The organism is Nocardioides sp. Z38_18 (assembly GCF_058215695.1).
Genome location: NZ_JBZAJE010000002.1, coordinates 411,299 through 437,087, shown reverse-complemented (window position 1 = coordinate 437,087; position 25,789 = coordinate 411,299). Strand labels below are relative to the sequence as shown.

At 69.7% G+C, this 25,789-nt stretch carries 26 protein-coding genes; 21 read left to right on the top strand and 5 right to left on the bottom strand.

What is annotated here, in order from left to right:
• Window positions 1–18 precede the first annotated feature (18 nt).
• The 13 genes from AC4BGC_RS13180 (at window position 19) to AC4BGC_RS13120 (ending at window position 10,361) form a co-directional block, all read left to right on the top strand.
• Window positions 19–708 (top strand): L-threonylcarbamoyladenylate synthase, encoded by a 690-nt coding sequence (locus AC4BGC_RS13180; protein WP_490547964.1) that lies wholly within the window; start codon window positions 19–21, stop codon window positions 706–708.
• Window positions 701–1,825 carry an MraY family glycosyltransferase gene (locus AC4BGC_RS13175; RefSeq protein ID WP_490556198.1) on the top strand — a complete coding sequence of 375 codons (1,125 nt, stop codon included), beginning with the start codon at window positions 701–703 and terminating at the stop codon, window positions 1,823–1,825. The genes AC4BGC_RS13180 and AC4BGC_RS13175 overlap by 8 nt, the downstream gene beginning before the upstream one ends.
• A gap of 103 nt (window positions 1,826–1,928) precedes the next feature.
• The gene (locus AC4BGC_RS13170) at window positions 1,929–2,411 is read left to right on the top strand and encodes a Cg1360 family ATP-synthase-associated protein (protein ID WP_490547966.1); all 483 of its coding nucleotides are present in this window, start codon (window positions 1,929–1,931) and stop codon (window positions 2,409–2,411) included.
• Window positions 2,408–2,707: an AtpZ/AtpI family protein gene (locus tag AC4BGC_RS13165; protein WP_490556197.1), complete on the top strand. Its 300-nt coding sequence runs from the start codon at window positions 2,408–2,410 to the stop codon at window positions 2,705–2,707. The genes AC4BGC_RS13170 and AC4BGC_RS13165 overlap by 4 nt, the downstream gene beginning before the upstream one ends.
• Window positions 2,704–3,531 carry a F0F1 ATP synthase subunit A gene (gene atpB / locus AC4BGC_RS13160; protein ID WP_490547968.1) on the top strand — a complete coding sequence of 276 codons (828 nt, stop codon included), beginning with the start codon at window positions 2,704–2,706 and terminating at the stop codon, window positions 3,529–3,531. The genes AC4BGC_RS13165 and atpB overlap by 4 nt, the downstream gene beginning before the upstream one ends.
• A gap of 106 nt (window positions 3,532–3,637) precedes the next feature.
• Window positions 3,638–3,850, top strand: a complete 213-nt coding sequence (gene atpE / locus AC4BGC_RS13155; RefSeq protein WP_490548457.1) for an ATP synthase F0 subunit C — start codon at window positions 3,638–3,640, stop codon at window positions 3,848–3,850.
• Between the two features lie 35 nt (window positions 3,851–3,885).
• Entirely contained in the window at window positions 3,886–4,443 is a 558-nt protein-coding gene (locus AC4BGC_RS13150; protein ID WP_490548458.1) for a F0F1 ATP synthase subunit B, read from the top strand.
• Window positions 4,443–5,258, top strand: coding sequence for a F0F1 ATP synthase subunit delta (locus AC4BGC_RS13145; RefSeq protein ID WP_490547969.1), 816 nt, complete (start codon window positions 4,443–4,445; stop codon window positions 5,256–5,258). Before AC4BGC_RS13150 ends, AC4BGC_RS13145 begins: the two co-directional genes overlap by 1 nt.
• Window positions 5,259–5,331: 73 nt before the next feature.
• Complete coding sequence (atpA, locus tag AC4BGC_RS13140) at window positions 5,332–6,969, top strand: F0F1 ATP synthase subunit alpha (RefSeq protein ID WP_490547970.1); 1,638 nt, start codon at window positions 5,332–5,334, stop codon at window positions 6,967–6,969.
• Between the two features lie 6 nt (window positions 6,970–6,975).
• Window positions 6,976–7,914: a F0F1 ATP synthase subunit gamma gene (locus tag AC4BGC_RS13135; RefSeq protein ID WP_490547971.1), complete on the top strand. Its 939-nt coding sequence runs from the start codon at window positions 6,976–6,978 to the stop codon at window positions 7,912–7,914.
• Between the two features lie 5 nt (window positions 7,915–7,919).
• Complete coding sequence (gene atpD / locus AC4BGC_RS13130; RefSeq protein ID WP_490556196.1) at window positions 7,920–9,395, top strand: F0F1 ATP synthase subunit beta; 1,476 nt, start codon at window positions 7,920–7,922, stop codon at window positions 9,393–9,395.
• Window positions 9,392–9,787: a F0F1 ATP synthase subunit epsilon gene (locus AC4BGC_RS13125; RefSeq protein ID WP_490547973.1), complete on the top strand. Its 396-nt coding sequence runs from the start codon at window positions 9,392–9,394 to the stop codon at window positions 9,785–9,787. Before atpD ends, AC4BGC_RS13125 begins: the two co-directional genes overlap by 4 nt.
• A gap of 133 nt (window positions 9,788–9,920) precedes the next feature.
• Window positions 9,921–10,361, top strand: coding sequence for a DUF2550 domain-containing protein (locus AC4BGC_RS13120; RefSeq protein ID WP_490556195.1), 441 nt, complete (start codon window positions 9,921–9,923; stop codon window positions 10,359–10,361).
• A gap of 223 nt (window positions 10,362–10,584) precedes the next feature.
• Here AC4BGC_RS13120 and AC4BGC_RS13115 read toward each other — a convergent pair whose 3' ends face one another.
• Entirely contained in the window at window positions 10,585–11,172 is a 588-nt protein-coding gene (locus AC4BGC_RS13115) for a cob(I)yrinic acid a,c-diamide adenosyltransferase (protein ID WP_490547975.1), read from the bottom strand.
• A 36-nt stretch (window positions 11,173–11,208) separates the two neighbouring features.
• Here AC4BGC_RS13115 and murA point away from each other — a divergent pair, with 36 nt between their 5' ends.
• The 3 genes from murA (at window position 11,209) to AC4BGC_RS13100 (ending at window position 16,221) form a co-directional block, all read left to right on the top strand.
• Window positions 11,209–12,513 carry a UDP-N-acetylglucosamine 1-carboxyvinyltransferase gene (gene murA / locus AC4BGC_RS13110; RefSeq protein WP_490556194.1) on the top strand — a complete coding sequence of 435 codons (1,305 nt, stop codon included), beginning with the start codon at window positions 11,209–11,211 and terminating at the stop codon, window positions 12,511–12,513.
• 99 nt (window positions 12,514–12,612) lie between these two features.
• On the top strand, window positions 12,613–14,625 hold the full coding sequence (locus tag AC4BGC_RS13105) for a protein meaA (protein ID WP_490547977.1): 2,013 nt from the start codon (window positions 12,613–12,615) through the stop codon (window positions 14,623–14,625).
• A 135-nt stretch (window positions 14,626–14,760) separates the two neighbouring features.
• Complete coding sequence (locus AC4BGC_RS13100) at window positions 14,761–16,221, top strand: sensor histidine kinase (protein WP_490556193.1); 1,461 nt, start codon at window positions 14,761–14,763, stop codon at window positions 16,219–16,221.
• Window positions 16,222–16,240: 19 nt separating this feature from the next.
• Here AC4BGC_RS13100 and nucS read toward each other — a convergent pair whose 3' ends face one another.
• Entirely contained in the window at window positions 16,241–16,924 is a 684-nt protein-coding gene (gene nucS, locus AC4BGC_RS13095; protein ID WP_490547979.1) for an endonuclease NucS, read from the bottom strand.
• A 61-nt stretch (window positions 16,925–16,985) separates the two neighbouring features.
• Here nucS and AC4BGC_RS13090 point away from each other — a divergent pair, with 61 nt between their 5' ends.
• The 5 genes from AC4BGC_RS13090 to AC4BGC_RS13070 all read left to right on the top strand — a co-directional run bounded on the left by AC4BGC_RS13090 (window position 16,986) and on the right by AC4BGC_RS13070 (window position 21,696).
• Entirely contained in the window at window positions 16,986–17,912 is a 927-nt protein-coding gene (locus tag AC4BGC_RS13090) for an FAD-dependent oxidoreductase (protein ID WP_490556192.1), read from the top strand.
• A gap of 74 nt (window positions 17,913–17,986) precedes the next feature.
• Window positions 17,987–19,768, top strand: a complete 1,782-nt coding sequence (locus AC4BGC_RS13085; protein ID WP_490556191.1) for a 3-hydroxyacyl-CoA dehydrogenase family protein — start codon at window positions 17,987–17,989, stop codon at window positions 19,766–19,768.
• 33 nt (window positions 19,769–19,801) lie between these two features.
• Window positions 19,802–20,584 carry a hypothetical protein gene (locus tag AC4BGC_RS13080; protein ID WP_490556190.1) on the top strand — a complete coding sequence of 261 codons (783 nt, stop codon included), beginning with the start codon at window positions 19,802–19,804 and terminating at the stop codon, window positions 20,582–20,584.
• A 103-nt stretch (window positions 20,585–20,687) separates the two neighbouring features.
• On the top strand, window positions 20,688–20,867 hold the full coding sequence (locus AC4BGC_RS13075; protein WP_490556189.1) for a hypothetical protein: 180 nt from the start codon (window positions 20,688–20,690) through the stop codon (window positions 20,865–20,867).
• A gap of 43 nt (window positions 20,868–20,910) precedes the next feature.
• Window positions 20,911–21,696, top strand: coding sequence for an alpha/beta fold hydrolase (locus AC4BGC_RS13070; RefSeq protein WP_490556188.1), 786 nt, complete (start codon window positions 20,911–20,913; stop codon window positions 21,694–21,696).
• A 13-nt stretch (window positions 21,697–21,709) separates the two neighbouring features.
• Here AC4BGC_RS13070 and AC4BGC_RS13065 read toward each other — a convergent pair whose 3' ends face one another.
• The 3 genes from AC4BGC_RS13065 to ccrA form a co-directional block, all read right to left on the bottom strand.
• Window positions 21,710–22,744, bottom strand: a complete 1,035-nt coding sequence (locus AC4BGC_RS13065; protein WP_490547989.1) for an AI-2E family transporter — start codon at window positions 22,742–22,744, stop codon at window positions 21,710–21,712.
• 151 nt (window positions 22,745–22,895) lie between these two features.
• Entirely contained in the window at window positions 22,896–24,167 is a 1,272-nt protein-coding gene (locus tag AC4BGC_RS13060) for a hypothetical protein (RefSeq protein ID WP_490547991.1), read from the bottom strand.
• A gap of 206 nt (window positions 24,168–24,373) precedes the next feature.
• Window positions 24,374–25,711: a crotonyl-CoA carboxylase/reductase gene (gene ccrA, locus AC4BGC_RS13055; protein ID WP_490547992.1), complete on the bottom strand. Its 1,338-nt coding sequence runs from the start codon at window positions 25,709–25,711 to the stop codon at window positions 24,374–24,376.
• Between the last annotated feature and the right edge of the window lie 78 nt (window positions 25,712–25,789).

The window sequence follows — 25,789 nt, the reverse complement described above, 5'->3', positions numbered from 1 at the left end:
GGTGACGAGGAGGGTGCAGTGAGCACGCGCTACGACCTCGCTGACCCAGAAGAGCGGGAGACCGGGCTGGCCGCGGCGGTGGCCGCCGTACGCCGGGGCCTGCTGGTGGTCCTGCCGACCGACACCGTCTACGGCGTCGGCGTCGACGCCTTCGACGCCGAGGGTGTGCAACGCCTCCTCGACGCCAAGGGCCGAGGACGCGACATGCCGCCGCCGGTGCTGATCTCGGCCACGACCACCCTGGAGGCGCTCACCACCGAGCTGCCCGGGTGGGCCACCGGCCTGATCGAGCGCTACTGGCCGGGCCCGCTCACGATCGTGTGCCGTCAGCAGCCGTCGCTGAGGTGGGACCTCGGTGAGGCGCGGGGGACCGTCGCCGTACGGATGCCCGACGACCCGGCTGCCCTCGAGCTGCTCGCCCGGACCGGACCGCTGGCGGTCTCCTCGGCCAACGTGACCGGCCAGCCGGCGGCGCTCGACGCCGACGAGGCCGAGGCGATGCTGGGGGAGTCCGTGGAGGTGATCCTGGACGGCGGCACCAGCGCCGGGACCGTGGGGTCGACCATCGTCGACTGCACCGGGACGGCACCCAGGATCCTGCGCGAGGGCGCGATCACTGCCGCCGAGCTGGCACCGGTCCTCCAGGAGCTGGGCACCCTGCTGGAGCTGGGCGGACCGGAGCCGGAGGCTGGCCCGGGCCGTGCGTGAGTACCTCCTCGTCTTCCTCGTGGCCGGCGTGGTCAGCTATCTGCTCTGCGTCTTCGCCCGGGAGCTGGCGGTCAGGTCCGGCGCCGTGGCGCGGGTGCGCGACCGGGACGTGCACGCGACGCCGATCCCCTACTTCGGCGGGGTCGCCATGCTCGGGGGTCTCGGCGCCGGGCTGCTGGTCGCCCGGCACCTCCCGTTCCTGAGCACCTCCCAGCCGACGGTCTTCCACGACTCCGGCATCGTGCTGATCGCCGGAGCGATCATCTGCGCCGTGGGTGTCATCGACGACCTGATCGAGCTCGACGCCCTCACCAAGCTCGGCGGCCAGCTGCTCGCCGCGGGCTTCATGGTGCTCAACGACGTGCAGATGTACTCCCTGAACCTCCCCGGCGTCGGCCAGTTCGTGCTCGACCCCACCCAGGGCGTGCTGCTGACGATGCTGCTCGTGGTGAGCACGGTGAACGCGGTGAACTTCGTCGACGGCCTGGACGGGCTCGCCGGGGGAGTGGTGCTGATCGGCGCGATCGCGTTCTTCCTGTTCTCCTACAAGCTCGCCGACGCCAACGGCGAGACCCTGGCGATCACCGCGGCGATGCTGTGCGCCGCGATGGGCGGGGCCTGCGCGGGCTTCCTGCCGCACAACTTCTTCCCCGCACGGATCTTCATGGGCGACTCCGGCTCGATGCTGCTGGGCCTGGTGCTCTCCGGGTCGGCGCTCACCCTCACCGGCCAGTTCGCCAGCGTCTCGGTCGAGCAGGGCGGCGGCGACGGCTGGTTCGTGATGCTGCTGCCGATCCTGCTGCCGATCTCGATACTGATCGTCCCGCTGGCCGACCTGGTGCTGGCGGTGGTGCGCCGTACCCGCCGGGGGCAGGCGTTCTACCAGCCCGACAAGGAGCACCTGCACCACCGGCTCCTGGAAATCGGCCACAGCCAGCGGCGCGCGGTGCTGATCATGTACCTGTGGGCCGGCCTGATCGCCTTCGGGGGAGTGCTGGTCAGCCTGTACTCCGGGGCCCTGACGTGGGCGCTGCTGGCCGCGGTCACGCTCGCCACCGTGGCTCTCACCTTCATCCTGCCGCGCGTCCAGCGCCCGGGACCGGCGTCGATTTCCTGATGTACCAGACTTTGTGCTAATTTTCACAAGCACCGCCACCCGCCCGAATGACAACGTCTCCGAGCGAGGTTAGGGTCACCAGACGACGACGATGAGGCCGCCAATGACGACGACCGCCCGCCCCGCCACGGGGCTGCTGCGACGAGGGACCCCCCAGGTCCTCGTGGTCGCGGGGCTGTGCGTCCTGGTCGCGGGGGCTGTGGTCACCGTGCTCGGCGGCATCTCCGCGGGCTCCCCGGGAGCGATGGGTGCCCTGGTGGGCGGCTCGATCGCACTGTGCCTGTTCATGGCCGGCTCGCTCGTGGTGGAGACCGCGACCCGGATGGCGCCCCAGACCGCGCTGGTGGTCGCGATGACGACCTACGCGCTGCAGGTGGCGCTGGTCGCCGCCGTGTTCGCGGTGCTCAAGTCCTCCGGTGCCCTGGGCACCACCCTTGCTGCCGGCTGGCTGGCCACGGGAGTCATCGTGGCCACCGTGACGTGGCAGGTCGCGCAGCTCGCTGCCTCGGCCAGGGCACGCGTCCCGGCGTACGACGTCGAGCTCCCGGAGTCCCTGCCCGAGCGGCGAGAGGTGGGTGCCCCGTGACCGCACGCGACTGCTACGCTCCCACCGCAATGGCTCACCAAGATCCGGGGCGCAAGGAATTCCGAACGGGCGACCCCTGGGTGGCCTTCAGCTATCTGGTGGCCGGAGTGGGGTTCTACGGAATCCTCGGCTGGCTGGCAGACCGGTGGCTCGGGACCTCGTTCCTGGTGGCCGTCGGGATCCTGCTGGGTGCCTGCCTCGGGATCTTCATGACCTGGCGGCGGTTCAACATCGAGCCCGACCCGACCAAGACACAAGCTTCGACGAAGACCGTCACGACACAGGAGTTGCAGTGAGCCTCACCCCGTTGCTCCTCGCCCCGAGCGAGGGCTTCACCCCGCCTGGTCCGGGCGACTTCAACCTGCCCCCCGTCGGGCCCGACCACACGTTCACGTTCCTCGGTCAGGAGATGTACCTCGGCGTCACCAAGCCGATGCTGATGCTCGTCCTGAGCGTTGTGCTGATCGTGGTGTTCTTCCGGGCCGCCGGTGCGAAGCGCGCCATGGTCCCCGGGAAGATGCAGTACGTCGGCGAGCTCGGCTACGGCTTCGTGCGCAACTCGCTCGGCCGCGACATCATCGGCAGCAAAGACTTCATGCGGTTCGTGCCGTTCCTGTTCGCACTGTTCTTCTTCGTGCTGGTGAACAACCTGTTCGCGACGATCCCGTTCATCCAGTTCCCCACGTTCTCGCGCGCCGGGCTGGTCTACGGACTGGTGCTGATCAGCTGGCTGGTCTACAACATCGCCGGCATCAAGGCGCAGGGCGGCGTCTTCGCCTACCTCAAGCACCAGACCGTGCCGCCCGGAGTCACGGGGCCGATGCTGGCGCTGCTGATCCCGCTGGAGTTCTTCTCCAACATCCTGGTCCGCCCGCTCACGCTGGCGCTGCGACTCTTCGCCAACATGCTGGCCGGCCACATCCTGCTGATCCTCTTCGCCCTCGGTGGTGAGTACCTGCTGATCCACGGCGAGGGCCTCGTCAAGCCGGTCGGCATCGTGGCCTGGCTGATGTTCATCGCGATCGCGTTCCTCGAGCTGCTGGTCCAGGCGCTCCAGGCCTACGTGTTCACCCTGCTCAGTGCGCTCTACATCTCCGGCGCCATCGCCGAGGAGCACTGAGCCAGCCCTCGGGCCCCACACTTCCCGGCCCACGCCGGGAGTCGCAGCACACAATCGAATACCACGAACCAGTTGAACCAATCGAAAGGAACTAGCCGTGCTTCCTATGGCTATCGAGGGCGGAAACCTCAACATGATCGGCTACGGCCTGGCCGCCATCGGCCCAGGTATCGGCGTCGGTCTGATCTTCGCCGCCTACATCAACGGCGTCGCCCGCCAGCCTGAGGCACAGGGTCGTCTCCAGACGATCGCGTTCCTGGGCTTCGCGCTTGCCGAGGCGCTCGCGATCATCGGTATCGCCCTCGCGTTCGTGCTCTGACCGAAGACCCCTGACGAAGGACCGAGCACATGTATGTGACCCCGCTGGCGGGAGAGCTGAACCCGCTGATCCCGCACCCGATCGAGATCGTCTTGTCGATCGTGGTGTTCGGCATCCTCTACTTCCTCGCAAAGAAGTACGTGCTGCCCAACTTCGAGAAGACGTTCGCCGAGCGCACGTCTGCCATCGAGGGCGGGATCAAGGCCGCCGAGACCAAGCAGGCCGAGGCCGACGCCAAGCTCGCCGAGCTCGAGCAGCGGCTCTCCGACGCCCGTCACGAGGCCTCGCGGATCCGCGAGGAGGCGCGCGAGCAGGGTGCGCGGATCGTCTCCGAGATGCGTGAGCAGGCTCAGGAGGAGTCCTCGCGCATCGTGGAGAACGGCAAGTCCCAGATCGAGTCGGAGCGCCAGCAGGCGATCGCCTCGCTGCGGGCCGAGGTCGGCACCCTGGCCACGTCACTGGCAGGTCGCATCGTCGGGGAGAGCCTCGAGGACGACGAGCGTGCCGGACGCGTGGTCGACCGGTTCCTCGCGGACCTCGAGCTGCACAACGAGGCGAGCGACGCCGGCTCGAGCGCCACCGGAGCCAGCTGATGGCGAACTCCTCCGACCTGCGGGGCCCGTCGGCCGACGCGCTGGTCGCCCTGGGCGACCGGCTCGAGGGCGTCGGCGAGTCCGACGCCGCGCAGCTCGGTGAGGACCTGTTCGGCATCAGCACGATGCTGCGCGCCGAGCCGGGCCTGCGCCGGGTGCTCACCGACGCCGCGACGGACAAGTCCGCGAAGTCGGGACTGGTTCGCCAGATCCTCGACGGCAAGGTGTCCGGAGCAGCGCTCGACATGGTCGCGGACGCGGTGGAGCGTCGCTGGGCCCGGCCCCGCGACCTCGCCGACGCCTTCGACCACCTCGGTGTGATCGCGGTCGTGAAGTCGGCCGGGGACGACGACGGCCGGCTCTCCGACGAGCTCTTCTCCGTCCTGAACCTGATCAACGAGCAGGCCGACCTGCGTACCGCCCTCTCGGACCCGGCCCGCTCGGTCGAGGACAAGCGGACGCTGCTGCGCAACATCCTCGGCGGCAAGACCCTCGACGCCACGCTGCGCCTCGCGGAGCAGGCGTTGTCGGGCAGTCACCGCAGCGTGACCGTCGCCATCGAGGACTACCAGAAGATCGCGGCCGAGGCTCACGGCCAGCGCGTCGCCGAGGTCCGCGTGGCCCAGGAGATGACCGAGGCGGAGTACCAGCGCCTCGCAGCCGCCCTGAGCAACCAGTACGGCCGCACCGTGCACCTCAACGTCGTGGTCGACCCGGGCATCATGGGTGGCATGCGCGTCGAGATCGGTGACGATGTCATCGACGGCACCGTCTCCGGCAGGCTCGACGACGCTCGCCGCAGGCTTGCGGGCTGAGCCACCGGTTGACCAGCACCACCGCAGAACTTCAGATCACCGCTTTGACGCACCAGAGAGTAGGGACAAGGAAATGACGGAGCTTTCGATCCGTCCGGAGGAGATCCGGGACGCGCTGCAGCGCTTCGTGTCCGATTACCAGCCGGAGGCATCCAGCAAGGAAGAGGTCGGCACCGTCGCGGAGGCCGGCGACGGCATCGCCCGCGTGTCCGGTCTGCCGTCGGCGATGGCCAACGAGCTCCTCGAGTTCGAGGACGGCACGCTCGGCATCGCCCTGAACCTCGACACCCGCGAGATCGGTGTCGTCGTCCTCGGTGACTTCTCCGGCATCGAGGAGGGCCAGAAGGTGCGCCGTACCGGCGAGATCCTCTCGGTCCCCGTCGGTGACGGCTTCATGGGCCGCGTCGTCGACCCGCTCGGCATCCCGATCGACGGCCTGGGCGACATCGAGAGCGACACCCGTCGTGCGCTCGAGCTCCAGGCCCCCGGCGTGATGGCCCGCAAGTCGGTCCACGAGCCCCTCGCCACCGGCATCAAGGCGATCGACGCGCTCACCCCGATCGGCCGCGGCCAGCGCCAGCTGATCATCGGCGACCGCTCGACCGGCAAGACGACGATCGCGATCGACACGATCATCAACCAGAAGCAGAACTGGGACTCCGGTGACCCGGACAAGCAGGTGCGCTGCATCTACGTCGCGATCGGCCAGAAGGGCTCGACCATCGCCTCCGTGCGTGGCGCCCTCGAGGAGTCCGGCGCGCTGGAGTACACCACCATCGTCGCCGCACCGGCCTCCGACAGCGCCGGGTTCAAGTACCTCGCGCCGTACACCGGCTCGGCCATCGGCCAGCACTGGATGTACGACGGCAAGCACGTCCTGATCGTCTTCGACGACCTGAGCAAGCAGGCCGACGCCTACCGCGCCGTCTCGCTGCTGCTGCGCCGCCCGCCGGGCCGCGAGGCGTTCCCCGGTGACGTGTTCTACCTGCACAGCCGGCTGCTCGAGCGTTGCGCGAAGCTCTCCGACGACCTGGGCCACGGCTCGATGACCGGTCTGCCGATCGTGGAGACCAAGGCCAACGACGTCTCGGCGTTCATCCCGACCAACGTCATCTCCATCACCGACGGTCAGATCTTCCTGCAGTCCGACCTGTTCGCGGCCAACCAGCGCCCGGCCATCGACGTCGGTGTGTCCGTCTCCCGTGTGGGTGGCGCCGCGATGACCAAGGCGATGAAGTCGGTCACCGGTTCGCTCAAGGTCGACCTGGCGCAGTTCCGCGCCATGGAGGCGTTCGCGATGTTCGCCTCCGACCTCGACGCCGCCTCGCGCCAGCAGCTGGACCGCGGGCAGCGCCTGATGGCCCTGCTCAAGCAGCCGCAGTACTCGCCGTACCCGCTCGAGAACATGACGGTCTCGCTGTGGCTCGGTACGTCGGGCCGCCTGGACCGGGTCCCGACCGAGGACGTGCTCCGCTTCGAGCAGGAGTTCATCGACTTCCTGCACCGCTCGCACGAGGGCATCCTGGACGGCATCCGCGAGAGCCAGAAGTTCGAGGACGAGGACGGCGTCGCGAGCGCCTACGACGACTTCCTCGACCAGTTCGAGACCTCCGAGGGCAACTCGATCAAGCCCGGCACCGAGGCCAAGGCCGAGGCGCTCGAGGACGAGGACGTCGAGCAGGAGCAGATCGTCAAGCAGAAGCGAGGGTGACCCCACATGGCACTGTCGCTGCGTGAGTACCGCGCGCGGATCAAGTCGACCGAGTCGATGAAGAAGATCACGCGCGCCATGGAGCTCATCGCTGCGTCCCGGATCATCAAGGCGCAGCAGCGGGCACAGGCGGCTTCGCCGTACGCCCGTGAGCTGACCCGTGCCGTCTCCGCTGTCGCGACCTTCTCCAACGTCGAGCACCCGCTGACCACGGAGCCGGAGGACCCCAAGCGGGCCGCCGTGCTCATCGTGACCAGCGACCGGGGTCTCGCCGGGGCGTACTCCTCGAGCGTGCTCAAGGAGGCCGAGCGCCTTGCGGAGAAGCTCCGCGAGGAGGGCAAGGAGATCGAGACCTACATCTGCGGCCGCAAGGGCGAGGGCTACTACAAGTTCCGCGACCGCCCCGTGGTCAAGACGTGGACCGGGTCCTCCGACCAGCCCACCTACGACATCGCGCGTGAGGTGGGGGAGACGCTGATCTCCGCGTTCCTGCGCGACAGCGACGAGGAGCCGGGCGAGGACGACAAGGGCGGGCGCGGCGTCGACGAGGTGCACGTGGTCTACACGCGCTTCAAGTCGATGCTCACCCAGGAGCCGACCGCCGTACGGCTGCTGCCGCTCGAGGTCGTCGAGGGCGAGGAGAAGCCCGAAGAGGCCGACGTGCTGCCGCTCTACGAGTTCGAGCCGTCCGCGGCCGAGGTGCTCGACGGGTTGCTGCCGCGTTACGTCCAGAGCCGGATCTTCTTCGCGATGCTCCAGGCCGCGGCCTCCGAGCTCGCCGCTCGCCAGCGGGCGATGAAGTCCGCCACGGACAACGCGGACGAGTTGATCAAGAAGTACACCCGAATTGCCAACCAGGCCCGCCAGGCCGGCATTACCCAGGAAATCAGCGAGATCGTCGGTGGCGTCAACGCGCTGGCCGACGCCAACGCCGGGAATGAGTGAGAGACATGACTGCCACTGTTGAAGAGACCAAGAACGACCAGGACTCGGCCGGGGGGATCGGCCGGATCGCGCGTGTGACCGGCCCCGTGGTGGACGTCGAGTTCCCGAGCGACTCCATCCCCGAGATCTACAACAAGCTCGAGGTCGAGTTCGAGCTGCAGGGCGAGCAGCGCCTCCTCTCCCTCGAGGTGGCCCTGCACATCGGTGACGGCATGGTCCGCGCCGTCTCGCTGCAGCCGACCGACGGCCTCGTCCGTGGCGCCCAGGTGCGCGACACCGGTGGCCCCATCACGGTGCCCGTCGGCGACGTCACCCTCGGCAAGGTGTTCAACACCCTCGGCGAGTGCCTCAACCTCGAGGAGGGCGAGACGCTCGACGTCAAGGAGCGCTGGGGGATCCACCGCAAGGCCCCCTCCTTCGACAAGCTCGAGTCCAAGACCCAGATGTTCGAGACCGGCATCAAGGTCATCGACCTGCTCACGCCGTACGTGCTCGGCGGCAAGATCGGCCTCTTCGGTGGTGCCGGCGTCGGCAAGACCGTGCTGATCCAGGAGATGATCGCCCGAGTCGCCAAGGACCACGGTGGTGTGTCGGTGTTCGCCGGGGTCGGCGAGCGCACCCGTGAGGGCAACGACCTCATCGTCGAGATGGAAGAGGCCGGCGTCATCGGCCAGACCGCCCTCGTCTTCGGCCAGATGGACGAGCCGCCGGGCACCCGCCTGCGGGTCGCGCTGTCCGCGCTGACGATGGCGGAGTACTTCCGCGACGTGCAGAACCAGGACGTGCTGCTCTTCATCGACAACATCTTCCGGTTCACCCAGGCCGGTTCCGAGGTCTCCACGCTGCTCGGCCGGATGCCTTCCGCGGTGGGCTACCAGCCCAACCTCGCCGACGAGATGGGCGTGCTCCAGGAGCGGATCACCTCGACGCGTGGTCACTCGATCACCTCGATGCAGGCGATCTACGTGCCCGCCGACGACTACACCGACCCGGCCCCGGCCACGACGTTCGCGCACCTCGACGCGACCACCGAGCTCTCACGTGAGATCGCATCGCTGGGTATCTACCCGGCGGTGGACCCGCTGACCTCGACGTCGCGGATCCTCGACGCGCAGTACATCGGCCAGGAGCACTACGACTGCGCCATCCGGATCAAGCAGATCCTGCAGCGCAACAAGGAGCTCCAGGACATCATCGCGATCCTCGGTGTCGACGAGCTCTCCGAAGAGGACAAGATCATCGTGTCCCGGGCCCGCCGCATCCAGCGGTTCCTGTCGCAGAACACCTACGTCGCCAAGCAGTTCACCGGCATCGAGGGCTCCACGGTTCCCGTGGCCGACACCATCGAGGCGTTCAACAAGATCGCCGACGGTGAGTACGACCACGTGGCCGAGCAGGCGTTCTTCATGTGCGGTGGCCTCGACGACGTCGAGAAGCGCTGGGCGGAGATCCAGAAGCAGACCGGCGGGGACTCCAAGTGAGCGACGACGCTCTCCGGGTCGAGCTGGTCGCTGCCGACCGGCTCGTGTGGTCGGGCGAGGCCAAGATGGTCGTCGCCCGCACCACGGAGGGCGACGTCGGCATCCTGCCGAACCACGCGCCGATGCTCTCGCTGATGGTGGACGGCGTCGTCGACGTCCAGACCACCGACGGGGAGACCTGGATCGCGGCCGTGGACGCCGGGTTCCTCTCGGTCGCGCACAACCGGGTCTCGGTGCTCGCCGAGCACGCGGAGATGGCGCACGAGATCGACCTCGAGAAGGCTCGCCGCGACCTCGAGAGCGCGCGCGAGCACGGCGAGATGGATGACGACGCCCTGGCCGCCGTACGCCGGCACGAGGCGCGTGTGCGCGCCGCGGAGACGGCTTCCTAGCAACACGGCGCCGGCTGCCGAGAAGCCGGACCTGACCATGAGGGCCGTCCGGTAGAACGGGGCGGCCCTCGGTCCATTTCGGGCATCTCCTAGGCTGGCCCTTCACGCATCGAAGACGCCGAGAAGAGGATCGATGCCGCTCTGGCAATGGCTGTTGGACTCAGCTGGTGCCGTGCTGCTCCTGCTCGCCCTGTTCGGCCTCGCCCTGGTGCTGCGGAGGCGGTTCCTCTCGCGCCACGGCGGCACCTTCGAGCTCAGCGTCCGCGACACCAGCCAGCCCGAGGGACGCGGGTGGGTCCTGGGCATGGGGCGCTACCGCGAGGACTCCCTGGACTGGTACCGGATCTTCTCCCCGCTGCCCAAGCCGAAGCGCTCCTGGCGCCGCAACGACCTCACGTTCGTCTCCCAGCGCCAGCCCCGTGGCCAGGAGCGGTCCGCGCTGTACGCCGGCCACGTGGTCGTGGTCTGCGCGACCCCGCACGGCGACGTCGAGTTCGCGATGAGCCCGAGCTCGCTGACCGGCCTCACCTCCTGGCTCGAGGCCGGCCCCCCGGGATCCCGCCCCTCCCGCTAGCTCGCCGACCGGGCAGTTACGTCTCGCCGTAGCGCGCGGAGCGGGCAATTGCGTGCCGTCGTACGGCGTCGACCGGGCAATTGCGTGCCGTCGTAGACACGGAGTCGGCGTCCAGGGCCGGACGTTTCTGCCCCCTCGGCGAGCCGCGGCGGCACGTTTCTGCCCGCTCGGCGAGCTGCGGCGGCACGTTTCTGCCCGGTCGGCGGGGTTTGGGGGGCGGGGGCTAGGGGGTGGGGGTGCCGCGTTCGCCGCCGGGGACCCAGAGGACGTCGCCGAGGTCGCGGTTGGCGTGGCGGGCGAGGATGAACAGCAGGTCGGAGAGGCGGTTGAGGTACTTGATCGCGAGCACGTTCATCGAGTCGGCGTACTGCTCGTGGGCGGCCCAGGCGGAGCGCTCGGCACGCCGGCACACGGTGCGGGCGACGTGCAGGTTGGCGGCCGCGACGGTGCCCCCGTTGAGGATGAACGAGCGCAGGTTGGGCAGCTGCTCGTTGTAGTGGTCGCACCACGCCTCGAGGCGGTCCACGTAGTCGGCCTCGATCCGCAGCGGGGGGTACTCCGGGTCCGGAACCACCGGCGTGCAGAAGTCCGCACCGACGTCGAACAGGTCGTTCTGGATGTGCGTGAGCACGGCCACCACGTCCTCGTCGATGCCGCCGGTGGCCAGCGCGAGGCCCAGGTGGGCGTTGGTCTCGTCCACGTCGGCGTACGCCTGGAGACGGAGATCGGTCTTCGTGGTCTCGCTCATGTCGCCCAGCCGAGTGCTGCCGCCGTCGCCGGTGCGCGTGTAGATGCGAGTCAGGTTCACCATGCGCCCACCCTAGAAGCCCTCACTACAGTTGCGCGCATGGGCAGCATCCGCGTGGTCTCGCAGGGTCCGCTCACCCGACCGTTGTCCGGGACCGTCCACGTCGGTGGAGCCAAGAACTCCGCGCTGAAGCTGATGGCGGCCGCACTGCTGGCGCCCGGCCGCTCGGTGATCCACAACGTGCCGGACATCCTGGACGTGACTGTGATGGGACAGCTGCTCCAGCGGCTCGGCTGCGCGGTCGAGATCCGCCACCCGGCCGCCGTGGACGCGGCGTCTGGCTCCTCCGCCGGGCAGGTCACGATCGAGGTGCCCGAGGAGCTGGAGCACGAGGCCCCCTACGAGCTCGTACGCCGCCTCCGGGCATCGATCTCCGTCCTGGGCCCCCTGGTCGCCCGGTGCCGCCGTGCGAGCGTGACCCTGCCCGGCGGGGACGCGATCGGCTCGCGCGGGCTCGACATGCACATCCGTGGGCTCGAGGAGCTGGGCGCGGTCGTGCGCATCGAGCACGGGCAGGTCGTCGCCGAGGTCCCCGACGGGCTCAGCGGCGCGCGGCTGTGGCTCGACTTCCCCTCGGTCGGCGCGACGGAGAACCTCGTGATGGCGGCGGTGCTGGCCTCCGGCACCACCACGATCGACAACGCCGCGCGGGAGCCGGAGATCGTGGACCTGTGCACGATGCTGGTCTCGATGGGCGCCGTCATCGAGGGCGTGTCCACCTCGACGCTGGTGATCCACGGGGTGGACCGGCTGCACCCGGTGGAGCACACCACGGTCACCGACCGCATCGTGACCGGGACGTGGGTCTTCGCCACCGCGATCGCGGGCGGCGACCTGCACATCGCGGGCGGAGTCACCGACCACCTCGGGATCGTGCTCGACAAGGTGGCCGCCTGCGGCGCGCAGATCGACGCCACCGAGACCGGGTTCTCGGTGCACGTCCACGACCGGCTGGCGTCCTTCGACGTCGCCACGCTGCCCTACCCCGGGTTCCCCACCGACCTGCAGCCGTTCGCGATGGCGCTCGCCGCGGTGTCCTCGGGGACCGCGATGATCACCGAGAACGTCTTCGAGGCCCGGTTCATGTTCACCCAGGAGCTGGCCCGGCTCGGCGCCGACGTCCGCACCGACGGTCACCACGCGGTGGTCAGGGGAGTGCCGCTGCTCTCGGGTGCACCGGTGGTGGCCCACGACATCCGTGCGGGCGCCGCGCTGGTGCTGGGCGGGATGGCCGCCCAGGGCACGACGCTGGTCGCGGAGGCGCAGCACATCGACCGCGGGTACCCCTGGTTCGCGGAGACGCTGACCGCTGTGGGGGCCGACGTCACCCGGATGCCGGACTAGCCCGTCGGCGCGCGCCACGCCCGCGGTGTGACCGATGCCGCAAGGTGAGACAGTCCACACGGCGTGCCCCGGCGGCACCTGCGGGCCTACCCTCACCCCATGACCGCCAACGCCAGGCCAGAGAAGGACCGCCCCTGGGTGATGCGCACCTACGCGGGTCACTCCTCGGCCGTCGAGTCGAACAAGCTCTACCGGATGAACCTGGCGAAGGGGCAGACCGGGCTCTCGGTCGCCTTCGACCTGCCGACGCAGACCGGCTACGACCCGGACTCGCCGCTCTCGCGTGGCGAGGTGGGCAAGGTCGGGGTCCCGATCCCGCACCTCGGTGAGATGCGCCGCCTGTTCGCAGACATCCCGCTGACCGGCATGAACACCTCGATGACGATCAACGCCACCGCGATGTGGCTGCTCGCGCTCTACCAGGTGGTGGCCGAGGAGCAGAACCCCGACATGGAGCCGCTCGAGGTGGCCCACCAGCTCGCGGGGACCACCCAGAACGACATCATCAAGGAGTACCTCTCCCGCGGGACCTACGTGTTCCCGCCCGAGCACTCCCTGCGGCTGATCTCCGACGTGATCTCCTACACCGTCAAGGAGATCCCCAAGTGGAACCCGATCAACATCTGCAGCTACCACCTGCAGGAGGCCGGGGCGACTCCCACCCAGGAGCTCGCCTACGCGCTGTGCACCGCGATCGCCGTGCTCGACACCGTGAGGGACTCCGGGCAGGTCTCCGAGGAGGACTTCGAGAAGACGGTGGGGAGGATCTCGTTCTTCGTCAACGCGGGGGTCCGCTTCGTCGAGGAGACCTGCAAGATGCGCGCCTTCGTGCAGCTGTGGGACGAGATCACCCGCGAGCGCTACGGCGTCCAGGACGAGAAGATGCGCCGCTTCCGCTACGGCGTGCAGGTGAACTCGCTCGGGCTCACCGAGGCCCAGCCGGAGAACAACGTGCAGCGCATCGTGCTCGAGATGCTCGGCGTCACCTTGTCGAAGAACGCGCGCGCCCGCGCCGTACAGCTGCCCGCGTGGAACGAGGCCCTCGGGCTTCCCCGCCCGTGGGACCAGCAGTGGTCGCTGCGGCTGCAGCAGGTGCTGGCCTTCGAGTCCGACCTGCTGGAGTACGACGACATCTTCGAGGGCTCGAAGGTCATCGAGGCCAAGGTGGCCGAGATGGTCGAGGAGGCCCGGGCGGAGATCGACCGCGTCCAGGCACTCGGCGGCGCCATCGCGGCGGTCGAGTCCGGCTACATGAAGCAGGCACTGGTCAGCTCGCACGCCGCCCGCCGGTCGCGGATCGAGAACGGCGAGGACGTCGTGGTCGGGGTGAACCGGTTCGAGACCACTGAGCCCTCCCCGCTGACCGCCGACCTCGACGCCGCCATCCAGGCGGCCGACCCGGAGGCGGAGCGCTCCGCGATCGCCGGCCTCGAGGCCTGGCGCGAGCAGCGTGACCAGGCCGAGGTCGACCGCGCGCTGGAGGCACTCGCTGCGGCCGCCAAGACCGACGCCAACCTGATGGAGGCCACCCTGGTCGCTGCCCGCGCGGGCGCCACCACGGGGGAGTGGGCCGCGACCCTGCGCGAGGTGTTCGGCGAGTTCCGGGCCCCGACCGGGGTCTCCGGAGCCGTCGGTGTCGCCGAGGCCGGGCAGGAGCTCACCGAGGTGCGCGAGCAGGTGCGCGCGACCGGTGAGGAGCTCGGTGGACGGCTGCGCCTGCTCGTGGGCAAGCCCGGCCTGGACGGCCACTCCAACGGCGCCGAGCAGGTCGCGGTGCGAGCGCGCGACGCCGGCTTCGAGGTCGTCTACCAGGGCATCCGGCTGACCCCGGAGCAGATCGTCGCCGCGGCCGTCGCCGAGGACGTGCACTGCGTCGGGCTCTCGATCCTGTCGGGCTCGCACATGGAGCTGGTCCCCGACGTGCTGGAGCAGATGCGCGCGGCCGGGATCGCGGACGTCCCGGTGATCGTGGGCGGCATCATCCCCACCCGTGACGCCAAGCTCCTCAAGGAGATGGGGGTCGCCGAGGTGTTCACGCCGAAGGACTTCTCCCTGACCCAGGCGATGGCGGGTATCGTGCGTGCGATCCGAGATGCGCACCAACTGGTCTAGTTGATGCTGGATCAATCCGGACGTGACTTGAACTAACGCCTTATCCGTGCCGCACGCGTCGTAGTGTGCGCATGGACGTCACGTGCGGCTGGCTGGCCTGGCCGCCTCGGGCCAGACGATCGAGGGCGGAGCTAGATGGAGCACCTGTACGACGCGGGACAATGGGAGTACGACGCCTTGTCCCGGACGATCCTCAACTCCGACGACCCGATGGTGCTCGCCGACGGCGAGGGCATCGTGCTGCTGGCGAACGCGGGCGCGTGCGACCTGCTCGGGTTCTCGGCGGAGGTGATCAAGGGCCTCAAGGTGCAGGAGTTCGGTCGCGAGACCATGCACGAGTTCCAGCACGTCGCCGTGAACGCCGTGGTGGCCAACAACGTCGAGATCACCGTCCGTGACGCCAAGCTCCGGCACTCGACCGGTGACATCCACACCGTCGACCTGACCCTGACGCCTGCCCTCACCGAGCGCGGTCCGATGGTGGCTATCGGGATCCGCGACCCCAACGAGAAGTACCGGCAGACCAAGCTCTTCCGCGGCCTGCTCGAGGCCGCCCCCGACGGGATGGTCATCGTCGACCGCGACGGGGCCATCGTGCTGGTCAACGCCCAGGCCGAGGAGCTCTTCGGCTACGGCCGCGCCGAGCTCGTGGGAGAGCAGGTGGAGATCCTCGTCCCCGACCGCTACTCCGGCATGCACATGGCCTTCCGCAACGGCTACGTCAGCGAACCGCGCACCCGCCCGATGGGGCTGGCCGGCGACCTGCACGCCAGGCGCAAGGACGGGTCGGAGTTCCCGATCGAGGTCACGCTCTCCCCGCTGGAGACCGACGAGGGGCTGCTGGTCTCGGCGGCCATCCGCGACATCTCCGAGCGCCGCAGGATGCAGGAGGAGACCGACCGGGTCAAGGACGAGTTCTTCGCCACGGTCTCCCACGAGCTGCGTACGCCGCTGACCTCGATGATCGGCTACGGCGAGCTGATGACCGACCTCGAGGAGCTCAGCCCCCAGGGCCAACGGTTCCTGTCGGTGATCATGCGCAGCGCCGAGCGCGAGCTGCGCCTGGTCGACGACCTGCTCACGCTGGTCACCATCGAGGAGTCCGGCCTCGCGATCCGCTCGGCGGAGATCGACCTCGAGCGCGTGGTCCGCGAGGCCGTTGAGGCGGCGCGCCCACGCGCCGAGGAGGCGACGCTCAGCCTGTCGCTGGAGACCGAGGGCATCGCCGTCCCGATGTACGGCGACCGCGACCGGCTCGGCCAGGCGATGGACAACCTGCTCTCCAACGCCATCAAGTTCACGCCCGCCGACGGGCGGGTCCGGGTGGTGCTGCGCTCGCGGGGCACCTCGGCCGAGATCGACGTCATCGACACCGGCGTCGGCATCGGCGACCAGGACCCGGACGCCCTGTTCGAGCGGCTGTTCCGCACCCCCAGCGCGGTGGCCCAGCAGAAGCCGGGCGCGGGACTGGGCCTCACGATCGCGCTCGCCATCGTGGAGGCGCACGCCGGCACGATCGAGGTCGTGCAGAGCAACGACCGGGGGACCACCTTCCGGATGACCTTCCCGCTGCGCCCCGCGCACGCCGGCAGCTGAGGCGCGCCCCCGGCAGAGCTCAGAACAGCCGCTGGCTCGGGTCGTCCATGCCGCGCAGGGCGTCGTAGTCGACGACGGCGCAGGTGATCCCGCGGTCCTCGGCCAGCACCCGCGCCTGGGGCTTGATCTCCTGGGCGGCGAAGATGCCGGCCACGGGGCCCTTGCGGGTCAGGGCCGGATCGCGGTTGAGCAGCTCGAGGTAGCGAGTCAGCTGCTCGACCCCGTCGATCTCGCCCCGCCGCTTGATCTCGACCGCGACCGAGCGCCCGTCACTGTCGCGGCACATCAGGTCGACCGGACCGATGGCGGTGGGGAACTCCCGGCGTACCAGGCTCAGGCCCTCGGCCAGCGTCCCCGGGTGCTCGGCGAGCAGCTCCTGGAGATGCTTCTCCACACCGTCCTTCTGCAGGCCGGGATCCACGCCGAGCTCGTGGCGGGAGTCGTGGAGCACCTCCTCGATCAGGATGCGCAGGGTGTCGCCGGTCTTGGCTGCCACCGTCCACTCAACCTGACCGTCCTCGGTGGTGCCCTCGCGGACGGTGCACGGCGGGCTCATCCAGTTCAGCGGCTTGTAGGAGCCGCCGTCGGAGTGCACGAGCACCGAGCCGTCGGACTTGAGCATCAGCACCCGCGTGGCCATCGGCAGGTGGGCACTGAGCCGACCGGCGTAGTCGACCTGACAGCGTGCCACCACGATTCTCACGATCGGTGAATCTACCTGCCATGCTTGCGCGGTGCGTCGTGGGCCGAGCAGAGTCGTCGTGGTGGGTGCCGGAGTCACCGGCCTCACGTGCGCGGTCCGGCTGGCCGAGGCCGGCCATCGCGTGGACGTGTTGGCCCGCGACCTGCCGCTGGAGACGACCTCGGTCGTGGCCGCCGCGCTCTGGTACCCCTACAAGGCGCTGCCGCAGGACCGGGTCACCCGGTGGGCTGCGACGTCGTACGACGTGTTCCGTGCGCTGGCCTCCGGCGAGGGCGGGCCCGACACCGGCGTGACGATGCGGCCGGGGACCGAGGTGCTCCGCGAGCCCACCCCGGACCCGTGGTGGGTCGGCGCCGTACCCGACCTGGCCCGGACGCCGCCACCTGCGGGGTACGCCGACGCGTGGTCGTTCCCGGCGCCGGTGGCCGACATGCCGGTCTACCTGCGCTGGCTGCACGGGCGGCTCGAGGAGCTCGGCGGGACCGTCACCCGGATGAGCCTGCCGGCACTGCCGCCCGACCGGGAGGGCGAGGTGGTGGTCAACTGCGCCGGGCTCGGGTCACGGCTGCTGGCCGGCGACGCCGAGGTCACGCCCGTGCGCGGCCAGGTGGTCCTCGTCTCCGGGGTCAAGGTCGACCGCTGGCACCTCGACGCCGCCGGACCGACGTACGTGGTGCCGCGCGGGCGCGAGGTCGTGGTCGGTGGCACCGACGAGGCCGGCGACTGGAGCCGGACCGCCTCACCGGCCACGGCAGCCGACATCTGGCGCCGGGCCACGCAGCTGGTTCCCGAGCTCGCCGGGGCCACCGTCCTCGCCCACCGGGTGGGTCTGCGTCCCGTGCGCCCGGCGGTGCGGCTCGAGGCGCAGGGACGGGTGGTGCACTGCTACGGCCAGGGTGGCGCCGGGGTGACGTTGAGCTGGGGTTGTGCCGCCGAGGTGGTCGGCCTCGTGGATCAGCTGGCCAAGGCGGAGCCGATGACCAGCTGAGCGCGGGCACGGTCCGGGGACCATGTGAGAAGGGACCTTGTCGGCCCCAGTGAGGATCGTGCGAGGATGCCGCCATGGCACGTGACTTCAAGACCATCGGCGTAGTCGGACTGGGCACCATGGGTGCCGGCATCGCGGAGGTGTTCGCCCGCCACGGCTACAGCGTCGTCGGGGTGGAGATCGACGACGAGGCCGTGGACCGGGGCCGCCAGCACCTGCAGCACTCCACGGATCGTGCGGTCTCCCGCGGGAAGCTGAGCGAGGAGGACGCGGAGCAGCTGCGCAGCCGGGTCTCCTTCGCCACCCGCATGGAGGAGCTCAAGGACGCCGACCTCGTGGTCGAGGCAGTCGTGGAGTCCGCCTCGATCAAGAAGGCCATCTTCCGGGAGCTCGACGGGATCGTCTCCCCGGACACCATCCTGGCGACGAACACCTCGTCGCTCTCGGTCACCGAGATCTCCTCGGCCACCTCGCACCCCGGCCGGGTCATCGGCGTGCACTTCTTCAACCCCGCGCCGGTGCAGAAGCTCGTCGAGATCGTGCGCACCGTGGTGACCGCGCCCGACGTGCTCGAGGACGCCGCGGCACTGGTCGAGACGATCGGCAAGAACCCGGTCGTGTGCGGGGACAAGGCGGGCTTCATCGCCAACACGCTGCTGTTCGGTTACCTCAACCACGCGGTGTCGATGTACGAGAACCGGTACGCGACGCGCGAGGACATCGACGCGGCGATGCGCTACGGCTGCGGCTACCCGATGGGTCCGCTGGCGCTGCTCGACCTGATCGGCCTGGACACGGCGTACGAGATCCTGGACACGATGTATCGCCAGGGCCGGGACCGGCTGCACGCACCCGCGCCGATCCTCAAGCAGATGGTCACCGCCGGCCTCCTCGGTCGCAAGACCGGCAAGGGCTTCTACACCTACGAGGCGCCCGACAGCCCCGTCGTGGTGGCCGACGACCGAACCCCGTCGGCCGACGACGAGCCGCAGCTGCGCCACGACATCAACCTCGTCGGCGTCGTGGGCACCGGCACGATGGCCACCGGCATCGTGGAGGTCTTCGCCAAGGCCGGCTACGACGTGATCTACGTCGGCCGCTCCCAGGACAAGGTCGACGCCGTGAAGGCGACGATCGAACGTTCCCTGGACAAGGCGATCCAGCGCGGCAAGCTCGAGGAGTCGGTCAAGGCCGAGGTGCTGGGCCGGCTCACCGGCTCGACGTCGCTCGACGACCTCGCACAGGTCGACATCGCCGTCGAGGCGATCGCCGAGGACCTCAAGATCAAGACCACGCTGTTCGAGAACCTGGACGAGATCTGCAAGCCGGGCGCCATCCTCGCGACGACGACCTCCTCGCTGCCGGTCATCGCGTGTGCGCAGGCGACCAGCCGGCCCCAGGACGTCGTCGGGATGCACTTCTTCAACCCGGCGCCGATCATGAAGCTCGTGGAGGTGGTCAGCACGGTCTCCACCAGCGAGGACGTCGCCGAGACGACCCGCGCGCTGTGCGCCAAGGTCGGCAAGGTCGCGGTCTCCTGCGCCGACCGGGCGGGCTTCATCGTCAACGCACTGCTGTTCCCCTACCTCAACGACGCGATCAAGATGCTCGAGGCGCACTACGCGACGGCCGACGACATCGACACCGCGATGAAGCAGGGTTGTGCCCTGCCGATGGGCCCCTTCGAGCTGCTCGACGTGGTGGGCAACGACGTGTCGCTGGCGATCCAGCGCGAGCTCTACCTGGAGTTCCGTGAGCGTGGCTTCGCGCCGGCGCCGCTGCTCGAGCACATGGTCACCGCGGGCTACCTGGGCCGCAAGACCAAGCGCGGGTTCCGTGACTACAGCAAGCGCTGACCCCCGCTGGGGACGGGGACGTAACCTGAGGCCATGGGTTTCCTGATCTTCCTCATCGTGCTGGCGGTGGCAGCCCTCGTGGTGGTCCTCGTGGTCAAGAGCACCCAGCGCCGTGCGCTGGAGCGCAAGGAGGCCGAGCTGGCCCCGGTGCGCCAGTTCGCGTTCGAGGACGTCACCGCGCTCGGCGAGGAGCTGCAGGTGCTGGACATGGAGATGGCCGGGCGGGAGCTCGACCCCGGGCAGCACGCCGACTACCAGCGCGCACTCGACTCCTACGAGGCCGCCAAGCGTGCCGCCGACAAGATCACCGAGCCCGAGCACGTCAAGGGCGTCACCGAGATCCTCGAGGACGGCAAGTACGCCATGGCCTGTGTGCGCGCCCGCGTCGCAGGTCTGCCGCTGCCCACCCGCAGGCCCCCGTGCTTCTTCGACCCGCGCCACGGCCTCTCGGTCGAGGACGTCCCCTACACCCCTCCGGGCGGGGCCCAGCGCGACGTACCCGCGTGCGCGCTCGACGCCGAGCGGGTCAAGGTCGGCGCGGAGCCGGACATCCGCAAGGTGATGGTCGGCAACCGCCGGGTGCCCTACTTCCAGGGCGGTCGCGCCTACCAGCCCTACGCCGCGGGCTACTTCGGCGGCTTCGGCCCGATGGACTTCATGTTCATGGGGCTGCTGTTCGGGGGCGGCTTCGACGGGCTCGGTGAAGGCATCGGCGCCATCGGTGAAGGCCTCGGTGAGGGCCTCGGCTCCATCGGGGACGGCATCGGCGGGATGTTCGACGGCATCGGCGACCTCTTCGACGGCTTCGACTTCTAGCGCCGCCCCGAAGGTGTGACCTGCACGAAACCGTCCGTCAACCGTGCGGTGATCTTCGCCTGACACTCTCCAGGCTCACGCCAGGCCATGGAGAGGGACCGTGATGGATCACATCGCCGCAATCGAGGAGCAGCTCGCACGTCCTGTCCGGGAGTCCACCCAGACAGATCTCGCCACCCGGCACAAGCACGGTGTGAGCACCCTGCTCTCCCACCGCGTCGACCTGCGTGGTGTCTACGCCTTCGCCGACATCGTCGAGGAGTCCGTGCGCTGGTCGGCCTGACCCGCGTGGTCGCGGGGGCGGGCCGACGCGGCACAATGCCCTGGTGACCCTGCACACCACCACGTACGGCGACGGCGGATCCCCGATCGTCTTCTGCCACGGCCTGTTCGGCCAGGGCCGGAACTGGACGGGGGTGGCCAAGGCGCTCGCGCCCGATCACCGCGTCGTGCTGGTGGACCTGCCCCACCACGGCCGCTCGCCCTGGTCGGAGCGCTTCGACTACCTCGAGGTGGCCGACGAGATCGCCGGCCTCGTCGAGGGCATGTTCGGCGAGGATGAGCCGGTCACGCTCGTGGGGCACTCGATGGGCGGCAAGGCGGCCATGGTGACCGCGCTGCGCAGCCCGCGGCTGGTGCGGCGGCTGTGCGTGGTCGACATCGCCCCCGTGGCGTACGGCGGACGTGGCGAGTTCGAGGGCTACGTCGAGGCGATGCAGGGACTCGACCTGGACGCGGTCGAGCGCCGGGCCGACGCGGACGCCGCGCTGGCGGACGCCGTGCCCGAGAAGACCGTGCGCGACTTCCTGCTCCAGAACCTGCGCCGCGAGGGTGAGACCTGGGGCTGGCAGGTCAACCTCGACGTCCTCGGCCGCGACCTCGAGGTGCTCAGCGGGTGGCCCGAGGACGAGCTGCGCGACGTGGCGCCGTACGAGGGGCCGGTGCTGTGGGTCGCCGGGGCCGACTCGCGCTACGTGCGTCCCGAGCACGACGACCTGATGCGTCGGCTGTTCCCGCGCACGCGCAAGGTGGTCGTCAAGGACGCGGGGCACTGGGTGCACTCCCAGCAGCCGGACGTGGTCGTCGACATGGTCCGGCGGCTCTCGGCCTGAGGCGAGGCCTGCGTCAGAGAGCGTCCTGGTTGCGGACGAAGACCTCACGCACCAGCAGCAGCACCGCCGCGGCGGTGGGGATCGCGAGCAGCGCGCCGACGACGCCGAGCAGGCTGGCACCGATCAGGGCGGCGATCACGGTGACGGCGCCGGGGATGTCCACGGACTTCGACATCACCCTCGGGTAGATCAGGTAGTTCTCGACCTGCTGGTAGATCAGGAAGAAGATGATGCAGAAGATCCCGGTCTCGACGTCGGTGGCCAGGGCGATCGCGCTGACCACGATCGCTCCCAGGGTCGCCCCGATCATCGGGATCACGTCGAGGATGGCGACCACCACGGCCAGCGCCACGGCGTACTGCCCCAGGCCCACGATGAACAGGAAGATCAACGTGGAGACGCCGGCGCACAGCGCGACCAGGAAGGCGCCGGAGACGTAGCCGCCGATGCCCTCCAGGATCCGGTCGCCGAGGCTGGCCACCCGGGGGCGGCTGCTGGCGGGAGCCAGCTCGTAGAGGGCGGCCTTGACCCGGTCCAGGGAGGCCAGGAAGTAGAGGGTCAGCACGATCACGATGAACGCGTTGCCCAGCGCCGAGAGGATCGCGAGACCCACTCCCAGGACCCCGCCGAAGAGCTTGTTGGTGAGGTCGCCGCCGAGGACGTAGTCCTTGGCCTTGTCGATCACGTCGTACTTCGCGTCCAGGCGCTCGATCTGACGGTTGTGCTGGAGCTTGTCGAACCAGCCGGGGGCACTGTTGGACAGCGCGGTGACCTGGTCGGCGACCACCGGAGCGATGGCGAGGACGAACAGGGCCAGTGCGGCCACGAAGGCCAGCGCGACGAGCAGCACCGCAATGGAACGGCGGATGCCGCGACCGACCAGCCAGCGCACCACCGGGTTGAGCCCGAAGGCGATGAACAGGGCGACGACGATCAGCACGATCACCGAGCTGGCGTGCAGGATCAGCCCGCCGACCCAGTAGGCGACCAGCGCGCCCGCGGCCAGCAGGAAGCCGGTCACGAACGGGTGGCGGCCCCACGTGCCCATCGGGCGCCGAGCCGCCGGCGGGGGCGGGGGAGTCCGCTTCGCGTCGGTCGAGCCGGTTGATCCAGTGACTGTGTTCCCGGGGCCGGGTGCCTCCTGCGAGGCAGCCGACTCAGGCTCGGGGGTCGGTCCGCCGGACCCGGGAACCGTCACCTCAGCTCTCGTCGTCGGTGCCGAACCCTGCGACCACGTCGCGCAGCGCGGCGAGCTGGGCCGTGATCGAGTCGCGGCGGCGGGTCAGGCGCGAGACCTCGGCCCGCAGGACCTGCAGCTCGCGCTCGGAGTCGGCGTGCCCGCTGTTGCGCAGCGCGTCCGCCTGCTTCTTCGCGGCGCTGACGATCTGCTCGGCCTCGCGGCGCGAGCGGCTGACCAGCTGCTCGGCCTCCTGGGCCGCCTGGTCGCGGTGGGAGTTGGCTGCCTCGATGGCCTCGCGGGCCCGCTGCTCGGCTGCGTTGGCGCGCTCCTCGGCCTCGGCCACCAGGCGCCGGGTCTCGGCCGACGCGGAGTCGTGGTGCTCGGCCGCCTCGCGGGTCAGCCGCTCCTTCTCCACTGCCAGCTCGCGCCGAGCCTCCTGCACCTCGCGGTCGGCCGCGGCGCGTGCCTGCTCGGCCTCACGTGCGGTGCTCGTGCGCAGTGCGTTGGTCTCCTGCTCGGCGGCGAGGCGGTGCTGCTCGGCCTCGCGCTTGGCGGAGGCGAGGTGGTCGTCGGCCTCGGCCAGCGCGCGCACCCGGTGTGCCTCGATGTCGGCGATCGTGCGGCTGCGCGTCTCCTCGAGCTCGCGCGTCTGAACGACCCGCATGTCCTCGGCAGCGGCCTCGGCCTCGGACGTGATCGCGGCGGCGTCACGCTGGGCCTGGTGCCGGACCTGCGCGGCCTGCGCGTTGGCCTCCTCGAGGACGTCGGCAGCCTGCTCCTCGGCGAGCCGCAGCATCTCGCTGGCCTTGCCGCCGAGACCTGCGTAGGTGGGGTTCTCGTTCTCGTCGACCTTCACGCGCAGCGTCTCGACCTCGGCCTCGAGCGCCTCGAGGCGGCTCTGGGCCTCGGTCAGGCTCGCGGTCAGGCCGGCCTTCTCCGCGGCCGTGGCACGCAGCAGCCGGTCCACCGCGCCGGTGTCGTAGCCACCGCGACGCACGGTCGGCAGGGCCGGGAGCTGTGCCGCGGCGGGGGGCTCGGAGCGCTGGGTGGGGGCGGGACGCGCCCCGGTGCTGCCGGAGGCCTGGGGGCGTGAACCGGCTGCCGGGGGAGGTGGCAGTGGCCTCTCGGCGACCTTGTTGGCGGTCTTCTGCCCGGAGCGTGCGGCGCCCGGCTTCTCGCTGACCACGGGGATCACCTGGGTCGCCTCGTCGGCGGAGTCCCTGGTGCTGTCCCCGTCCTCGGGGTCGTTGTCGAAGATGGACAGTCCCTGGTCGCGCATCGGGTCGCTCATGAATCTTTTCTCCATCCGGCATTGGTGGTTCCGACGTACGCCGTCAGTCTCGCCCATTGCCAAAGCGATTCCGACCGCGACCCGTCCGACTCGCCGTAGTCCCGAAAAAAGGTGCCGGAAAAGGCGGCACCCGGCAGCACCAGTGGTGCTGCCGGGTGTCGTGAGGCGCAGGAGGTCGTTGAAACCTCACCTGTTCTGCCGGGTGGTCAGACCCCGCGGAACGCGTTGATCTGGTCGAGGTGCTTGGCGCGGAGCGCCTCGTCGCGGACGCCGAGACCCTCCTCGGGTGCCAGGCAGAGCACGCCGACCTTGCCCTGGTGGGCGTTCTGGTGCACGTCGACCGCGGCCTGCCCGACCTCGTCCAGGGTGTAGGTCTTGGACAGGGTGGGGTGGATCATCCCCTTGGCGATCAGGCGGTTGGCCTCCCACGACTCGCGGTAGTTGGCGAAGTGCGAGCCGATGATCCGCTTGAGGTTCATCCACAGGTAGCGGTTGTCGTACTGGTGCATGTAGCCGCTGGTCGAGGCACAGGTGACGATCGTGCCACCCTTGCGGGCCGCGTAGACCGAGGCGCCGAAGGTCTCCCGGCCCGGGTGCTCGAAGACGATGTCCACGTCCTCGCCACCGGTGAGGTCGCGGATGTCCTTGCCGAACCGGCGCCACTCCTTGGGGTCCTGGGTGTGCTCGTCCTTCCAGAACTTGTAGTCGGCCTCGGAGCGGTTGATGATCAGCTCGGCGCCCATCTTGCGGGCGATCGCCGCCTTCTCCTCGTTGGAGACCACGCACACCGGGACCGCGCCGCCGTTGAGGGCGTACTGCGTGGCGAAGCCGCCCAGCCCGCCGCTGGCGCCCCAGATCAGGACGTTGTCGCCCTGCTTCATCCCGGCGCCGTTGCGGCTCACCAGCTGGCGGTAGGCGGTGGAGTTCACCAGGCCGGGGGAGGCGGCCTCCTCCCAGGTCAGGTGGTCCGGCTTGGGCATCAGCTGGTTGGACTTGACCAGCGCGATGTGCGCCAGGCCGCCGAAGTTGGTCTCGAAGCCCCAGATGCGCTGCTCGGGGTCCATCATCGTGTCGCCGTGGCCGTCGGGGCTCTCCAGCTCGACGGAGAGGCAGTGCGCGACGACCTCGTCGCCGGGCTTCCAGGAGTGCACGCCGAGGCCGGTCTTGAGCACCACGCCGGAGAGGTCGGAGCCGACCACGTGGTAGGGCAGGTCGTGCCGCTTGGACAGCGGCGACATCCGGCCGTAGCGCTCCAGGAACCCGAACGTGGAGACCGGCTCGAAGATCGAGGTCCACACGGTGTTGTAGTTGATGGCGCTGGCCATCACGGCGACGAACGCCTCGCCGGGGCCGAGCTCGGGCAGGGCCACGTCCTCGATGTGGATGGACTTGCGCGGGTCCTTGTCGCGGGTGGCGAGACCCTCGAACATCTCCACCTCGTCCTTGTGGACCGTGGCGGCCCGGTAGGACTCCGGGAGTTCGAGGGCGGCGTACTCCTCACTGCTCGTGTCGCCGGCGAGGATGGCCTCGAGGATCTTCTGCACGTGGGGCTCCTGTGGGGGGTGACGTCGTCGGTCCGGTTGGGCTGCGGCGGAATCTACCGGCGAGTAGCCCCCGTGTCA

What these genes read in the sequence shown, in the direction of transcription:
- AC4BGC_RS13170 (WP_490547966.1), top strand. Translation starts at nt 1,929, where the DNA reads ATGACGACGACCGCCCGCCCCGCCACGGGGCTGCTGCGACGAGGGACC.
- atpE (WP_490548457.1), top strand. Translation starts at nt 3,638, where the DNA reads ATGGCTATCGAGGGCGGAAACCTCAACATGATCGGCTACGGCCTGGCC.
- AC4BGC_RS13145 (WP_490547969.1), top strand. Translation starts at nt 4,443, where the DNA reads ATGGCGAACTCCTCCGACCTGCGGGGCCCGTCGGCCGACGCGCTGGTC.
- atpA (WP_490547970.1), top strand. Translation starts at nt 5,332, where the DNA reads ATGACGGAGCTTTCGATCCGTCCGGAGGAGATCCGGGACGCGCTGCAG.
- AC4BGC_RS13135 (WP_490547971.1), top strand. Translation starts at nt 6,976, where the DNA reads ATGGCACTGTCGCTGCGTGAGTACCGCGCGCGGATCAAGTCGACCGAG.
- atpD (WP_490556196.1), top strand. Translation starts at nt 7,920, where the DNA reads ATGACTGCCACTGTTGAAGAGACCAAGAACGACCAGGACTCGGCCGGG.
- AC4BGC_RS13120 (WP_490556195.1), top strand. Translation starts at nt 9,921, where the DNA reads ATGCCGCTCTGGCAATGGCTGTTGGACTCAGCTGGTGCCGTGCTGCTC.
- AC4BGC_RS13115 (WP_490547975.1), bottom strand. Translation starts at nt 11,172, where the DNA reads ATGGTGAACCTGACTCGCATCTACACGCGCACCGGCGACGGCGGCAGC.
- murA (WP_490556194.1), top strand. Translation starts at nt 11,209, where the DNA reads ATGGGCAGCATCCGCGTGGTCTCGCAGGGTCCGCTCACCCGACCGTTG.
- AC4BGC_RS13105 (WP_490547977.1), top strand. Translation starts at nt 12,613, where the DNA reads ATGACCGCCAACGCCAGGCCAGAGAAGGACCGCCCCTGGGTGATGCGC.
- AC4BGC_RS13100 (WP_490556193.1), top strand. Translation starts at nt 14,761, where the DNA reads ATGGAGCACCTGTACGACGCGGGACAATGGGAGTACGACGCCTTGTCC.
- AC4BGC_RS13085 (WP_490556191.1), top strand. Translation starts at nt 17,987, where the DNA reads ATGGCACGTGACTTCAAGACCATCGGCGTAGTCGGACTGGGCACCATG.
- AC4BGC_RS13080 (WP_490556190.1), top strand. Translation starts at nt 19,802, where the DNA reads ATGGGTTTCCTGATCTTCCTCATCGTGCTGGCGGTGGCAGCCCTCGTG.
- AC4BGC_RS13075 (WP_490556189.1), top strand. Translation starts at nt 20,688, where the DNA reads ATGGATCACATCGCCGCAATCGAGGAGCAGCTCGCACGTCCTGTCCGG.
- AC4BGC_RS13065 (WP_490547989.1), bottom strand. Translation starts at nt 22,744, where the DNA reads ATGGGCACGTGGGGCCGCCACCCGTTCGTGACCGGCTTCCTGCTGGCC.
- AC4BGC_RS13060 (WP_490547991.1), bottom strand. Translation starts at nt 24,167, where the DNA reads ATGAGCGACCCGATGCGCGACCAGGGACTGTCCATCTTCGACAACGAC.